Source organism: Mycobacterium sp. OAE908, from assembly GCF_017872775.1.
Lineage (GTDB): Bacteria > Actinomycetota > Actinomycetes > Mycobacteriales > Mycobacteriaceae > Mycobacterium.
This window is the reverse complement of the sequence record NZ_JAGGJL010000001.1, coordinates 2081034-2095580: the sequence shown is the minus strand read 5'-3', so window position 1 is coordinate 2095580 and position 14547 is coordinate 2081034. Positions and strand designations below refer to the sequence as shown.

General features: G+C 66.1%; 13 protein-coding genes. 6 read left to right on the top strand and 7 right to left on the bottom strand.

Going from position 1 to position 14547, the window contains the following annotated elements; translation table 11 throughout:
- Positions 1-38: 38 nt before the first annotated feature.
- Positions 39-3032, top strand: a complete 2994-nt coding sequence (locus J3E61_RS10320; RefSeq protein WP_210083481.1) for an MMPL family transporter — start codon at positions 39-41, stop codon at positions 3030-3032.
- Between the two features lie 90 nt (positions 3033-3122).
- On the opposite strand, the gene J3E61_RS10315 is transcribed toward J3E61_RS10320, so the two are convergent.
- Complete coding sequence (locus J3E61_RS10315; RefSeq protein WP_192725111.1) at positions 3123-4286, bottom strand: AI-2E family transporter; 1164 nt, start codon at positions 4284-4286, stop codon at positions 3123-3125.
- 110 nt (positions 4287-4396) lie between these two features.
- On the opposite strand from J3E61_RS10315, the gene J3E61_RS10310 reads away from it, so the two are divergent.
- Both J3E61_RS10310 and J3E61_RS10305 read left to right on the top strand, forming a co-directional pair.
- Entirely contained in the window at positions 4397-5533 is a 1137-nt protein-coding gene (locus J3E61_RS10310) for a flippase-like domain-containing protein (protein ID WP_192725110.1), read from the top strand.
- Between the two features lie 28 nt (positions 5534-5561).
- The gene (locus tag J3E61_RS10305; protein ID WP_210083480.1) at positions 5562-5942 is read left to right on the top strand and encodes a DUF3054 domain-containing protein; all 381 of its coding nucleotides are present in this window, start codon (positions 5562-5564) and stop codon (positions 5940-5942) included.
- Here J3E61_RS10305 and J3E61_RS10300 read toward each other — a convergent pair.
- The 4 genes from J3E61_RS10300 to J3E61_RS10285 all read right to left on the bottom strand — a co-directional run bounded on the left by J3E61_RS10300 (position 5939) and on the right by J3E61_RS10285 (position 9113).
- On the bottom strand, positions 5939-7276 hold the full coding sequence (locus J3E61_RS10300) for a HAMP domain-containing histidine kinase (protein WP_192725108.1): 1338 nt from the start codon (positions 7274-7276) through the stop codon (positions 5939-5941). The genes J3E61_RS10305 and J3E61_RS10300 overlap by 4 nt on opposite strands.
- Positions 7276-7944: a response regulator gene (locus J3E61_RS10295; RefSeq protein WP_192725276.1), complete on the bottom strand. Its 669-nt coding sequence runs from the start codon at positions 7942-7944 to the stop codon at positions 7276-7278. The genes J3E61_RS10300 and J3E61_RS10295 overlap by 1 nt, the downstream gene beginning before the upstream one ends.
- A gap of 56 nt (positions 7945-8000) precedes the next feature.
- Positions 8001-8384, bottom strand: a complete 384-nt coding sequence (locus tag J3E61_RS10290) for a hemophore-related protein (protein WP_192725107.1) — start codon at positions 8382-8384, stop codon at positions 8001-8003.
- Positions 8385-8546: 162 nt separating this feature from the next.
- Entirely contained in the window at positions 8547-9113 is a 567-nt protein-coding gene (locus tag J3E61_RS10285; protein WP_210083479.1) for a hemophore, read from the bottom strand.
- A gap of 315 nt (positions 9114-9428) precedes the next feature.
- Here J3E61_RS10285 and J3E61_RS10280 point away from each other — a divergent pair, with 315 nt between their 5' ends.
- The 3 genes from J3E61_RS10280 to J3E61_RS10270 are packed head-to-tail and all read left to right on the top strand — an operon-like array spanning position 9429 to position 13266.
- A complete protein-coding gene (locus J3E61_RS10280) occupies positions 9429-12338 on the top strand; it encodes an MMPL family transporter (RefSeq protein WP_192725105.1) in 2910 nt (969 codons plus the stop codon).
- Positions 12335-12856: an XRE family transcriptional regulator gene (locus J3E61_RS10275; protein ID WP_210083478.1), complete on the top strand. Its 522-nt coding sequence runs from the start codon at positions 12335-12337 to the stop codon at positions 12854-12856. Before J3E61_RS10280 ends, J3E61_RS10275 begins: the two co-directional genes overlap by 4 nt.
- 2 nt (positions 12857-12858) lie before the next feature.
- Entirely contained in the window at positions 12859-13266 is a 408-nt protein-coding gene (locus J3E61_RS10270; protein WP_210083477.1) for a CoA-binding protein, read from the top strand.
- Here J3E61_RS10270 and J3E61_RS10265 read toward each other — a convergent pair.
- Positions 13263-13952, bottom strand: a complete 690-nt coding sequence (locus J3E61_RS10265; RefSeq protein ID WP_210083476.1) for a hypothetical protein — start codon at positions 13950-13952, stop codon at positions 13263-13265. The genes J3E61_RS10270 and J3E61_RS10265 overlap by 4 nt on opposite strands.
- Positions 13949-14542, bottom strand: coding sequence for a hypothetical protein (locus J3E61_RS10260; protein WP_210083475.1), 594 nt, complete (start codon positions 14540-14542; stop codon positions 13949-13951). The genes J3E61_RS10265 and J3E61_RS10260 overlap by 4 nt, the downstream gene beginning before the upstream one ends.
- Between the last annotated feature and the right edge of the window lie 5 nt (positions 14543-14547).

Sequence of the window (14547 nt, the reverse complement as noted above, 5' to 3'; positions counted from 1 at the left end):
GAAATGCGCGGGTAGCCACAGACTTAGAAGGAGCTTACGTGTTCGCCTGGTGGGGTCGAACGGTGTACCGATATCGATACATAGTGATCGGTGTCATGGTCGCACTGTGCCTTGGTGGCGGCGTGTTCGGCATCAGTCTCGGCAGCCATGTCACCCAGAGCGGTTTCTACGACGAGGGCAGCCAGTCGGTGCACGCGTCGGTCGTCGCCGACAAGGCCTACGGCCGCGACACGTCCGGCCACATCGTCGGTATCTACACGGCGCCTGAGGGCAAGACCGTCGACGATCCGGACTTCAAGAAGAAGATTCTCGACAACCTCGACAAGGTCGAGAAGGACCACCCCGACGAGATCCTGCGGTCGATCGGCTACTTCAAGAGCCCAGACGTGCTCAAGAACATGTCCGATGCCGACAAGCAGCACGCGTTCATGTCGATCCAGCTCAAGGGCGACAACGACGACGCGATCCTGAACAACTACAAGAAGGTCAAGGACGACCTGCTCAGCGTCAAAGACGACGGCGTCGACTTCAAGATGGCAGGTCTGCAGCCGCTGGCCGCCGAACTGACCGGCACCATCGGTGACGACCAGCGACGCGCCGAGGTCGCCGCCATCCCGTTGGTGTGCGTGGTGTTGTTCTTCGTGTTCGGTGGCGTCGTCGCTGCCGCGCTACCCGGCATCATCGGCGGCCTGACCATCGCGGGTGCGCTGGGCATCATGCGCCTGATCGCCGAGTTCATACCCGTGCACTTCTTCGCCCAGCCGGTGGTGACGCTGATGGGCCTCGGCATCGCGGTCGACTACGGCCTGTTCATGGTCAGCCGGTTCCGAGAAGAAATCGCCGAAGGCTACGACACCGAGGCCGCCGTGCGCCGCACAGTGATGACGTCGGGCCGCACCATCATGTTCTCCGCGGTGATTCTGGTCGCCTCGTCGGTGCCGCTGCTGCTGTTCCCGCAGGGCTTCCTCAAGTCGATCACCTACGCGATCATCGCCTCGGTCATGCTCGCGGCGATCCTGTCGATCACCGTGCTGGCCGCAGCGCTGGCCATCCTTGGCCCGAACGTCGACGCGCTCGGCGTGCGCACCTTGTTGCGCGTTCCGTTCTTCCGCAACTGGAAGCCGATGCGCGTCTATCTGGAGTGGCTGTCGGAGAAGACACAGAAGACCAAGACTCGCGAAGAGGTCGAGAAGGGCTTCTGGGGCAAGCTCGTCAACCGCGTGATGAAGCGGCCCGCCGCCTTCGCCGTGCCCATCATCATCGTTTTGATCGCGCTGATCATCCCGCTGGGACAGCTCGCGCTCGGCGGCATCAGCGAGAAATATCTGCCGCCTGACAATTCGGTACGCCAGGCGCAGCAGGAGTTCGACAAGATCTTCCCCGGGTTCCGCACCGAACCGCTGACGATCGTCATGGAGAGCGACAACGGTCAGCCGATCACCGACCAGCAGATCGCCGAAATGCGCAACAAGGCGATGCAGATTCCTGGCTTCATCGACCCGGACAACGATCCGTCCAAGATGTGGAAGGAACGGCCCTACCTCGACGGCGCGTCGAAGGAGCCGTCGGTGCGGGTGATCCAGAACGGTTTGGTGAACCGCAACGACGCGGCCAAGCAGATCAACGAGTTGCGGGCGATCACACCGCCGCGCGGCATCACTGTATCCATCGGCGGCACACCGGCTTTGGAGCAGGACAGTATTCACAGCCTGTTCGACAAGCTGCCGTTGATGGTGGTCCTGCTGATCACCACGACGACGATCCTGATGTTCCTGGCGTTCGGCTCGGTGGTGTTGCCGATCAAGGCCGCGGTGATGAGCGCGCTCACGTTGGGCTCGACGATGGGCGTGCTCACGTGGATGTTCGTCGACGGCCACGGTTCAGGGCTGATGAACTACACACCACAGCCGTTGATGGCGCCGATGATCGGCTTGATCATCGCGGTGATCTGGGGCCTGTCGACCGACTACGAAGTGTTCCTGGTGTCCCGCATGGTGGAAGCGCGTGAGCGCGGCATGTCCACCGCCGAGGCGATCAGGATCGGCACCGCCACGACCGGTCGCCTGATCACCGGCGCCGCACTGGTTTTGGCCGTCGTGGCGGGCGCGTTCGTCTTCTCCGACCTGGTGATGATGAAGTACCTGGCGTTCGGTCTGCTGATCGCGCTGCTGCTGGACGCCACCGTGGTCCGGATGTTCCTGGTGCCCGCCGTGATGAAGCTGCTCGGCGACGACTGCTGGTGGGCGCCGCGCTGGATGAAGCGACTTCAAGAGCGGCTCGGCCTCGGCGAGACCGAGCTGCCCGACGAACGCAAACGCCCCGCGGTGCGTGAGCCGTCGGACAGCCCGGAGGCGCTCGTCGGTGCGGGTGCGCCGGTAGCGCGGCCCAGGCCGCCGCATGACCCGACACACCCCGCGGTCGAGGGTTCGTCGCGGCCGAACGCGGCGTCACGGATCGCGGCCCCACCGCGCAGCAATGGTCCGTCCGGCGCAGGCACGACGCGCATCCCCACCCGTTCGCAGGCCGACGAACCACAGACCACGCGGCTGTCGGTCGCCAAGAATGCGGTCCGCAATGTCGTGAACAACGCGACCGGAGCCACACCCCGCGCGCAACGGCCCGCACCGCCACCTGCCGGACCACGCGAAGAGCGCGAAATCGAGTCATGGCTCGGCGAATTGCGCGGTACCAGCGCGGGCGCTCCGCCTGCGGCGCCGCCCGCTGCGCCACCAGCGCGGCCGTCGACGGACGCCACGCGCGCGATGCCCGAACAACGCCCGCGCCCGGCGAGACCGCAGCCGGGCAACGAGCCGACGACTGCGATTCCCGCGCTGGGGACCCCGCCGGAAGGCAGGGGACGTCCGCGACCGCAGAACACCGATGCACCCGCGACGACGGCCATCCCGACGCCGCGGAAGTCCGACGCCGACGCGGCCACCGAAAAGCTGAACACTCCCAAGGACGAAGAGCCCAAGCGCCGCGGCGGCGGGGTCAGCGCGCAGGATCTGCTGCGGCGCGAGGGCCGGATCTAGTCGGCCGCTCGGCTGGCGCTGGCGAGATCAGAGTTTCGGCACGCTTTCCGGCGAGAAACGTACCGGAACCTTATTTCGCGGGCCTTGGTGTTAGGGCGCGTCGGCCGCTCGGCTTTCTATGTCGTCGGCTTCGCCCTTGACGACCGGCCCGCTTTGGGATTCCTGCGCGGCTTCTTCGGCTGCTGGGTCGCTGGCCACGAGCACGCGAACCGCGCTGTTGAGGAACGCCACGGTCGGCACCGCCAGTAGCGCGCCGACGATGCCCGCCAGCACGCCGCCTCCCGCGATCGCCAACACCACGGCCAGCGGATGGATCGACACCGCACGACCCATCACAAGCGGTTGCAGCACATGGCCTTCCAGCTGTTGGACGGCGATGATCAAGCCGAGCGTGATCAACGCGTAGACGAAGCCCTTCGCGATCAGCGCGACCACGACCGCGACGAATCCGGCGATCACCGCACCGACGAGCGGGATGAATGCGCCGAGGAACACCAGCGACGCCAACGGCAACGCCAGTGGCACGCCCATGATCGCCAGGCCGGTGCCGATGCCGACCGCGTCGACGAGGGCCACCAGGAACGTCGCGCGCACGTAGCCGATCAACGAATGGAAGCCGGCCCGGCCCGCGTCACGCACCCGGTCCCGCACGTCCTGCGGGAAGATCTTGGTGACGAACCCGTAGATGTGACGCCCGCCGTGTAAGACGAAGATCAGAGTGAAGAGCACCAGCAGCGCACCGGTGACGATCTCGGTCAGCGTGCTCGCGGTCGACAGCGCGCCGCTGGTCAACTTCTCCTGATTGTTCTGCAGCGCTTCGATCGCCGATTTGCGGGCACTGTCGATCTGATCCTGGTTGACCTTCAGCGGCCCGTTCGTCAGCCAGTCACCGACGCCCTTGATGCTCGCGCTCACCTGGTCGACGAGTGCCGGTGCGCCCTGGATGAACTGGGTCACGACGAACGCCATGATTCCGCCGACGACGGCTATTCCGCCGAGCAGGACCAGCGCCACCGCGCCACCGCGAGGCGCGCCGTGGCGGTCGAGGAAATCGACGACCGGCAACAGCAGCGCAGCCAGCAGCGTCGCCAGCGCAACGGGCACCACCAGCACTTCCAGCTTTTTGACCACCCACAACAGCGCCACGATCGCACCGCCGATGACCAGCAGGCGCCACGCCCATGCGGCCGTCTTGCGCACGAAGGGAGTCACTGACGCATCGGCGACGGAATCGAAGGAAGGGCCCGCTGGCATGCCGGTAGCGTAACGGCAGGCACACACCTGGCCGGGCATCTCGCGAATCGACCTCGGCGCGCCTGCGATTGCGCCATTATCTGCGCGAACTGCACCGTTACCCTATTGGCGTGTCCCACGACGCGCCTGCGAGCGACTCGCAGACGGGAAACTCCAGCCAGGAGCGCCCTACCAGGGGCAAATACTGGTGGCTGCGCTGGGCGATCATCGGTGTCGCAGCCGTCGTGCTGGCGGCCGAGCTCACGCTGGTGTGGGACCAGTTGGCCAAGGCGTGGAAGAGCGTCTACTCCGCGAACTGGTGGTGGGTGCTGGCCGCGATCGTCGCAGCGATGTCGTCGATGCACAGCTTCGCGCAGATTCAGCGCACCCTGCTGAGGTCGGCGGGCGTCAAGGTCAAGCAATGGCGTTCGGAGGCGGCCTTCTACGGGGGCAACGCGTTGTCCACCACGCTGCCGGGCGGCCCGGTGCTGTCGGCCACCTTCATCTACCGCCAACAGCGCATCTGGGGCGCGTCGCCGGTGGTGGCGTCGTGGCAGCTGGTGATGTCGGGCGCGCTGCAGGTGGTTGGGCTTGCGCTCGTCGGCCTCGGCGGCGCCTTCATGCTCGGTGCGAGCAAAAACCCACTGTCGCTTATCTTTTCGCTAGGTGGCTTCCTCGTGCTGATCGTGCTGGCGCAGGCCGTCGCGACCCGCCCCGAACTCATCGACGGTATTGGGGTGCGGCTGCTGTCGTGGTTCAACTCGGTACGCGGCAAGCCCTCCGACACGGGCTTGACCAAGTGGCGCGAGACGCTGTCCCAGCTGGAGTCGGTCAGCCTGTCGCGCCGCGAGCTCGGCGAGGCGTTCGGCTGGTCGCTGTTCAACTGGATCGCCGATGTCGGGTGTCTGCTTTTCGCCTGTTACGCCACCGGTGCGCACCCGTCCCTGGCGGGTGTGACGGTGGCGTACGCCGCGGCACGTGCGGTCGGATCGATCCCGTTGATGCCGGGCGGCCTGCTCGTCGTCGAGGCGGTGCTGGTGCCGGGCCTGGTGACGTCGGGCATGACGCTGGCCTCCGCGATCTCCGCGATGCTCATCTATCGGCTGGTCAGTTGGATCTTCATCTCCGCGATCGGCTGGGTGGTGTTCTTCTTCATGTTCCGCACCGAGAAGGACATCGACCCTGACGCAACGGTCGACTCCGCACAGCCGCCGCAGTTCAGCCCCGACCCTGAGGCCCCCCATGATCCCGAACCCGAATCTTCTTGAGCCCCAGCCGTTTTAGATATGAGGAACGTTGCCAATCAATGACACGCGCAGGCGGGTGCGACGCGCGCTGATCGCCCTGCTGGCCGACATCGTCTGCGTGATCGTGTTCGCCACGATCGGACGGCGAAGCCACGCCGAGGGATTGACCGTCGCAGGCATCGCGCAGACCGCGTGGCCGTTTCTGGCCGGCACCGCTCTCGGTTGGCTCCTGATCCGGGGATGGCGCAGGCCGTTCACGGTCATCTCGACCGGCATCGCGGTATGGGTCTGCACCGTGGTGGGCGGAATGCTGCTGCGCAAGGCCACCTCCGCGGGTGTGCAGACCAGTTTCGTAGTGGTGGCCTCGATAGCGACCGCAGTCCTGCTGCTGGGATGGCGCGCCGTGGCGGCGATGCTGCGCCGGGGCTAGTCCGAATCGGTAGGCGGCTCAGGCGAAGTCGAGACCGTCAACGTCGCGCGCAAACCACCGAGTGGACCGTCGGACAGCTCGATACGCCCGCCGTGCAGCGCAGCCTGCTGGGCCACCAGCGCCAGGCCCAGCCCCGATCCGCCTGGCGCCGCGTTGCTGCCGCGGGAGAACCGGCCAAGCACGGCCTGATGCTCTTCCTCGGGCAGACCGCGGCCGTTGTCGTCGACGATGATCGTCAGGCTATGAGCAAGCCGCCGTGCCATCAACACAATTCGAGTCGCCTGACCATGTGTCACCGCGTTGCGGACCAGATTGTCGACGGCGAGGCGAAGGCCGCCGGGCCAACCCCAGATCGGTCCGAGATCGTCGGCGGCCTCGACCTCGATCTCGACGCCGGCGGCGGTGCGCATGTTCTCTCGCGCGACCCGGTCGAGCATGTCGGTGATGTCGATGAGCTCGCGGTCTTCGACCTGCGCCAGCTGGCCGGACGCGAGCTGCCCAAGCGCGGTGATGATCGCCTCCACGCGACGCTGCGCGCGCGAAAGATCTTGCACCACTTCGGCTCTCTCGTCATCCGGGAGGTCGTGGATTCGCAGCGTGTCGAGGTCGGCGCGCATCGCCGTCAGCGGTGTGCGCAGTTCGTGTGCGGCGTTGGCGGCGAAGTCCTGCGCTGCCTGCAGCGAGTTGGTGGTGGCTCGCTGGGCGGCGGCCAGCCTGCTCAGCATCGCGGACATCGCCTCGGAAAGATCCTCGGCCTCGCGCACGCCGCGCACCTCGGGCATCTCCTCTGCGTCTTCGCCAAGTGCTTTGGTGTGCTCGGTCAGTCGGCGCAGCGGCCGGATCGCTGGGCCGGCCAGTAGCCAGCCCAGTCCGGCGGCGATCAACACCGTCACCACACCGACGGCGGTGTAGGCCGGAATCCTGGCGCGGTTCAACAAGATACTGTCGGCGCGGATGCCGACCGACATCAGCACACCACCCTGCTGGTCCACGGCGACGGTACGCACCCGATACTCGACATCGTTGACTTCGACGTTGGCACTGCCCAACGGCAACGGCGGCAGTTGCAGGCCGCGCTGAAACATCACCTGCCCGGTCGACTTGGACCGCCCGGTGGTGAGCACACCCCGTCGCGGATCCTGCACTTCGTTGGGATTGATGCTGGCGTCGACGATCGAGTCGAGTCGCCGATCTAGTTGCGCCGCATCGTTATTCGCGAGCACCACGGAGGTGAGGATGGTGAAAACGGCCACCACCGCAGCGGCGGCGGCAGCCGACGCGATCGCCACCCGGGTGCGCAACGAAGCTGACCGCAGGAACCGCGGCAGCCTCACTACGGCTCGTCCCGCAACACGTACCCGATCCCGCGAACCGTGTGAATCACCCTTGGCAGTCCGTCGCGTTCGAGCTTGCGCCGCAGGTAGGAGATGAACACGTCGGCAACGTTGGTGTCGACGTCGAAGTCGTAACCCCACACCAATTCGAGCAGCCGTTGCCGCGACAGCACCACACCTGCGTTCTCGGCGAGCACTGCCAGCAGGTCGAACTCTCGCTTGGTCAACTCGACCCGCTCGCCGTCGACGAACACCAACCGTCGCGCGGTGTCGATGGTCAACGGCCCCACGGTCATCGTGTCGGAGGACTGCTCCGAGTTGCTCGCGCGCCGAAGCAGCGCGTGCAGCCGAGCCACCAACTCACCCAGATCGAACGGCTTCGTCAGGTAATCATCGGCGCCGGCCTCCAGGCCCGCGATCCGGTCGTTGACCGTGTCACGCGCGGACAGCACACAGATCGGGATGTCATTGCCCAACGCCCGCAGCGCGGTGACCACCGCGACGCCGTCGAGCTCGGGCATCTGCACATCAAGAACCAACGCGTCGTGGGATTCGTTGGAGAGCAGCCGCAGCGCCTCTTTACCGGTCGCCGCGACCCGCACGTCGAAACCAGAATGCCGCAGCCCGCGGGCCACGGAGGTCCTGACGTCAGGGTCGTCGTCGACCATCAGCACCGTACGGCTCGCGCTCTCCTGCGCGGGCGATTCACCCACCCGCACGGGCGCTACGAAATCGCAGGTGCAGGTGCTGAACCGCAGCGGTTCTTGAGGTCGACCAGTGGCTGGCGGATCCCCGTGAGATCCGCTTTGGTCTGCGGATTCTGGTCCAGGTAGTTCTTCACCTCGGTACGGACCTGATCACGCGGCAGCCCTTCGAGACTGGTGAAGAACCAGTTCACATCCGGATGCGTGAAGAGGTAAGCCGACGTCGAAGCCGAGACCCCCGAAGCCACCCCGGCCAGGTCGGCAGCGGTGCAGTTCGGCGGGTTGTTGGCCGGATCGTCGGCCATCGCCGAGGGCAGTGCGCCAAACAACATCGCACCGGCAATCGCGCCGGTGCCGACCACGCCAGCTACCGCACGCCGCGCGGTACGGGCCGAGAGCAACATGGACAGGCTCCTTCGGACGAAGTTCAGAAGCGAGAACCATTGGCGGTTCCGACAATTTAAAAGCTAAGCAGAAAGGGTGCAGACTTTCTTGCCTTGCGGATAACCGATCGCGACAAAGTCCGAAACCGCAGGTCAGCTACGGTCGGTGCGTGTCGTGCCGCGCTAACGCGGGGTGAGCGTCGACGGCCCCGGCAGCGGTCCGCTGCCCTGCGTGGCAGCCGATGCGGGCGCCGGTGACGTAGGCGCCACAGCACCGCCTGCGCCCATCGTCTGCGCGGTCTGCAGGGCTCCTGGCAAACCTCCGGGCACGGCGCCGCCCTGCTGCTGCGTGGCCTGCATGAGGCCCATCAGCTGCGGCAAGCTGATCGGCAACTGGCAGCGGGCCGACAGGCTCACCAGCGGCTGCTGCAACTGTTGCATGTCCTTGGCGGCCTGCGGGTTGGCGTCGAAATAGCCCTTGACCGAGCCCAGCGACTGCGGCCCGGCCTGCTGCTGGGAGATCGTCGTCAACGCCTGGTTGGTCTGCGGGTGGCTGTCGAGGTAGTAGCCCATGGACGTGGCCACCGACCCGATGGTCTTGGCCAGTTCACTGGCCGCGCACGGATCGGTCGCGGCCGTTGCCGACGGGGCTGGGTTACCCAACAGGGCAGCGACGCTGGCGCCACCGGCCGCCGACGCAGCGAACGCCGCATAAAGGCCGCGACGCAACGTCTCAGCAGTCGAAATCATGGACAACTCCTTACGATTTGCAAACGTTTTGGCACGTCGCAAGCACTCCGCAATCGGACAGTTGGGTTCGGTGACCCCAAAACGGCCTGTCGCACATAGTGCCATCGACGTCGCTGCCGCTGCCAATCCAGCGAAGAAACGTGCAGGTGAATAGCAGGAAGTCCGCAGGCTGGAGTAACGGTTGGTGAGGCAATTGCGAGAGTGGAGTTAGAGCTGCTTAAGGCGTTGCTCAGGGCCGGTCACCCTACACGACGCTGATATAGGCTCAGCTTCGCAACGCCGGGCAGAAAGTGGGAGTTCGCTATCCAGCAGTTCATGATGCGCTTGAGCAGCAACCTGCGCAGATATCGCTGGGCGGTCTTCGCGGTTTGGCTGCTGTTATTGGCTCCCGCCATTTATCTGGCGGCCAACCAATCCGGCAACCTCACCGGCGGCGGCTTCGAAGTCGAAGGCTCCCAGTCGCTGCATGTGCAGCGTGAGCTCGAGCAGCACTTCCCAGACCAGGGCGCCTCCCCGTTGGCCCTGGTCGCAGCCCCGCGCGCGGATGCCTCGTTCCAGGACATGACTGCGGCGGTGGCCCAACTCGAGCGCATCGCCGCCGAGGTGCCCAGCGTCAAGGTGGCGCCGAACCCGCAGCAGCCGCCGCCTCAGCCCGACCGCCCGTATGTCGTCACCCTGCAGTTGGACTTCAACAACACCGGCGCCGTCGACGTCGCCAAACAGCTGCGGCAGAAGGTCGGCATCACCGGCGATCAGCCGGGCGAGATCGAGAACGGCAAGGTCAAGCTCTACGTCATCGGGCAGGGGGCACTCGGTGCGGCCGCGACACTGGCCACCAAACACGACATCGCCCAGGCCGAGCAGTGGAACCTTCCGATCGTCCTGATTGTTTTGCTCGCGGTCTTCGGCTCGCTGGCGGCCGCGGCGATGCCACTGGTCCTTGGCATCTGCACGGTCGTGGTGACCATGGGGCTGGTCTATCTGCTGTCGATGTACACCACGATGTCGGTGTTCGTCACGTCGACGGTGTCGATGTTCGGCATCGCACTGGCCATCGACTATTCACTGTTCATTCTCATGCGGTTCCGGGAGGAACTGCGTGCGGGCCGCGATTCCCAGCAAGCGGCCGACGCCGCGATGGCGACCTCCGGTCTGGCGGTCGTGCTTTCCGGGCTGACCGTGATCGCGTCCGTCACGGGCATCTACCTGATCAACACCCCGGTGCTGAGGTCGATGGCCACCGGCGCGATCCTCGCCGTCGCCGTTGCGGTGCTGACGTCGACCACGCTGACTCCCGCGGTGCTGGCGACGTTCGGCCGGGCGGCGGCCAAACGGTCGTCGTATCTGCACTGGTCGCGCCGCGTCGAAAGCACGCAGTCGCGGTTTTGGAGCCGCTGGACCGGATGGGTGATGCGACGGCCGTGGGCCTCGGCGCTGCTGGCCGCGGCGTTCCTGTTGACCCTTGCGGCGCCGGCGTTCTCGATGGTCCTCGGCAACAGCATGCAGCGCCAGTTCGAGCCGACGCATGAGATCCGTGGCGGCGTCAACGCGGCGGCGCAGGCACTGGGGCCCGGCGCGCTGGGGCCGGTCCGTGTGCTCGTGACGTTCCCTGACGGCAATGCGGCCTCCGCGGCGGCCAAACAGCCCGCGCTCGACGCGGTGCGCCAGAAGATGGCGCAGGGACCCAACGTGGTGACCGTGTCGCCGCCCGTCTTCGGCGACGACTACCGGCGCGCGATGCTGTCGGCGGTGCTGTCGGTGGACCCCGAGGACATGGGTGCGCGCGAGACGGTCGACTGGATGCGCGCACAGTTGCCGAAGACCGACACAGGAGCACGCATCGACGTCGGCGGGCCGACGGCGCTGATCAAGGACTTCGACGACCGGGTGTCGTCAACCCAGCCGTTGGTGTTCGGGTTCGTCGCGCTGATCGCGTTCGTGATGCTGCTCATCTCGATTCGGTCGGTGTTCCTGGCGTTCAAGGGCGTGCTGATGACGGTGCTGTCGGTGGCCGCCGCCTACGGCAGCCTCGTCGTCGTCTTCCAGTGGGGCTGGCTCGAAGACCTGGGCTTCAAACCGATCTCGTCGCTGGACAGCACGATCCCGCCGCTGGTGCTGGCGATGACGTTCGGCCTGTCGATGGACTACGAGATCTTCTTGCTGACCCGCATCCGCGAGCGGTTCCTGCAGACCAAGAACACCCGCGACGCCGTCGCGTACGGGGTGAGCACCAGCGCCCGCACCATCACGAGCGCCGCGCTGATCATGATCGCGGTGTTCATCGGGTTCGCGTTCGCGGGCATGCCGTTGGTCGCTCAGCTCGGCGTTGCGTGCGCGGTCGCGATCGCGGTTGACGCCACCGTGGTGCGGCTGGTGCTGGTGCCCGCGCTGATGGCGATGTTCGACGAATGGAACTGGTGGCTGCCACGCTGGCTGGCCCGCATTCTGCCGTCGGTGGACTTCGAAAAGCCGATCCCCAAGGTCGACCTGCCGGACCTGGTCATCATCCCTGACAACATTTCGTCGCTGGGGCCGACAGGCTCCGACCTCCGGATGGTGGTCAAGTCCGCGGCCAGGCTGAAAAGCCTTGCCCCCGATACGATTACCGTCGCCGACCCGCTCGCGCTGGGCGTCGCTCCCCCCACCCAGCCGATGCCCGCGATCGTGAACGGGGCCGGACATCGCAACGGCGGCACAACTGCAAACGGCGTGAAGAACGGCAAGTCCAAGCCGCCCAGCCTGCCCGAGGTGCATCCGGTGACCATCTGGCGGGGCAGGCTGTCGGTGGCATTGGATGCGCTGGAGACCGAGGCCGACGCCGAACGCGCACCGGTCGCGCGCAGCAGCCCGGTGGAGACCACCAACGTGCAGCTGCCGACCGGCGACCGGCTGCAGGTTCCGACCGGGGCTGAGACGCTGCGGCTGAAGAGCTACCTGGTCATGTGCCGAAACACGACAAAGGATTTTGCCGAGTTTGCCGAACTGGTCGACTCCATGGAGACTCACACTGCCGCTGTGGTGCTGGCGTCCATGGACCGGTACTACTGTGGAGACCGCTCACGAAAACAATGGGTCGCCACCCAGTTGGTACGCCGCCTGGCCGATCCACAACCGTCAGACGAGCACGACACCAGGATGTCGGGCCCTGAGGCGGAGGCTGATTGGGCCAAGGTGAGGGAGCGCTGCCTGTCGGTGGCGGTAGCGATGCTTGAGGAGGCGAGGTGACGTTGGCACCCGACATTCGGGATGCGCGACGCGATGCAGTCGCCGGCCCGACGCGAGCGCCGGCGCCGAGAAGTGCCCGCAAACCGACGACCGATGACCGGCCCGTCGAGTTCTGGCCGACCTCTGCGATTCGCGCGGCGCTGGAGACCGATGACCTCACCGTCTGGCAGCGCATCGTCGTCGCGATCAAGCGTGATCCGTACGGCAGGACCGCACGCCAAGTCGAGGAAGTGCTGGAAACCGCACGGCCATACGGCGTTTCGAAGGCCCTCTCAGAGGTGCTGATCCGGACCCGCGAGCATCTCGAGGCCAACGAGCGCGCCGAGGTCGGTCGCCATGTGCAGGCGCTGCTGGAGCGCTCGGGTCTCGGCCCTGACGAGTTCGCTTCGCGCATCGGTGTGCCCGGCAAGGAGTTTGCGGCGTATGTCGCCGGGACGACGAGTCCGCCTGCCTCGCTGATGATCCGGATGCGCCGGTTGTCCGACCGGTTCGCAAAGATGCGCGATCAACGCCACTAGGCATGGCCAACGCGCCGGACATCGAACACATTTTGCGGGAGACGCGCACTGTCGCGATTGTCGGCGCGTCGGCCAACCCCATGCGAGCCAGCCATGACGTGTGGAGCTATCTGAAGTCGGCGAGCGACTACGAGCTGTATTTGGTCAACCCGACGATCGACGAGATCGAAGGCACGCGGGTGTACCCGTCGTTGGCGGATCTTCCGGTGGTGCCCGATCTCGTCGACGTGTTCCGGCGCCGCGAGTATCTCCCTGGCGTGCTGACCGACACCGTCAATGTCGGCGCAAAGGTGTTGTGGTTACAACTCGGGCTGTGGCATGACCAGGTCGCCCGGGATGGCGAAGCAGCGGGACTGCAAGTCGTGATGGACCGCTGCCTGAAGGTCGACCACGCGCGTCTGCTGCGTTAGCGCGAGTGGATCGGCGACACGTCGTCGACCATCCAGCGTCCGTCGGACTTCGACAGCTGAACGCGAAGTGCGAGCACCGCGGTGTCCGTCGGCTTGCCCGGTGAGCTCTGCGTCGCACGCATGATCACCGCGACGCTGGCGGCGTCCGGCCCGATCGCCTCGATGCCCGCCGACACCGTGCTGGCCTGGGCTGAGATGTTCCGGCTTGTCAAATCCTTTGCCACATCAGCGAATTCACGTTTGAACGCCTCGGCGCTCTTCGCCGACATCATGGCAGTGACCCGGTCGATCGATGCGTTCGGGCTTTGCGGGGTGAACGTGGCCGAAGCCTCCGAGACGCTGCTGGCGATGCCTGCCACCTCGGTGGTGTCACTGTTGAGCGTGTGGTCGGGCACCGTCCACTTGACGTAGCCGATGATCACGCCGGCCGCCAACGCGGCGGTTGCGACGGCGACGACGGCCAGTCGCAGTCCGGGGCCGTCGTCGTCGGTGCCCATAGTGACCGAATCACGGCGCGCGAGAACGACGTTGACGACGACGCCCTCGACGATGAGTAAGCACAACACCGAGCAGACCGACACCCACCACAGCGGCCAGGCCAGCACGATGCCGATGTACACCAGGGCCAGCACTGCAAAAAGGGGCGCCAGTACGTCAAAGGCCAAGACGCGCAACAGGTTTCTCATCGGATGGGCTCCAGCCGCGAGATCAGCAGCTTGCCGTCGACGTCGGAGACGTCGATGCGCAGATTCCAGCGCACGGTCTGCGGTTTGTCGGCGCCGGCGTTCTGGCTGATCGACGTCGCCACCACCATCACGGTGTCGGTCCGAGATGCGGCCCCCAACAGTTCGGGCTGCTGCGGGGGCGGCGGCGCACCGTTGGGGCCGGGCTGGGCGTGGTGGATCGACTCAACGGCCACCGAGTCGACCTGACCGGTGGTCTTGGCTTGCAGCTTCTGCACAAGCGCGCGATAAGGCTGCACAGTCGAATCGAAGTCGGCGTTGAGCTGACCGACGGTGCCCTCGTGCAGCTTGTTGAGGTCCACTTCGACGCTGTCCTTGTTCATGTTGATCAGCACGCTGGTCCAGTCGGCGGCGGCCTGCATGACACGGGCGCGGTAATGAAGCTCGTCGACGTCGCTGCGATGCTGGGTCCAGATCAGACCTGCCAGGACGACAGCTGCCACCGCGAGGATGCCAAGGACCGCCGAGCCGATGCCGAAGCCGGTGAAGACGGGGCCGTCGTCGGTGCGGTCCTGGCTCTGCTCGTCGGGCACAGGCG

Coding starts and splice junctions, on each gene's coding strand:
- J3E61_RS10315 (WP_192725111.1), bottom strand. CDS start 4,286: ATGCCAGCGGGCCCTTCCTTCGATTCCGTCGCCGATGCGTCAGTGACT.
- J3E61_RS10295 (WP_192725276.1), bottom strand. CDS start 7,944: ATGGTCGACGACGACCCTGACGTCAGGACCTCCGTGGCCCGCGGGCTG.
- J3E61_RS10290 (WP_192725107.1), bottom strand. CDS start 8,384: ATGTTGCTCTCGGCCCGTACCGCGCGGCGTGCGGTAGCTGGCGTGGTC.
- J3E61_RS10285 (WP_210083479.1), bottom strand. CDS start 9,113: ATGATTTCGACTGCTGAGACGTTGCGTCGCGGCCTTTATGCGGCGTTC.
- J3E61_RS10280 (WP_192725105.1), top strand. CDS start 9,429: ATGATGCGCTTGAGCAGCAACCTGCGCAGATATCGCTGGGCGGTCTTC.
- J3E61_RS10270 (WP_210083477.1), top strand. CDS start 12,859: ATGGCCAACGCGCCGGACATCGAACACATTTTGCGGGAGACGCGCACT.
- J3E61_RS10265 (WP_210083476.1), bottom strand. CDS start 13,952: ATGAGAAACCTGTTGCGCGTCTTGGCCTTTGACGTACTGGCGCCCCTT.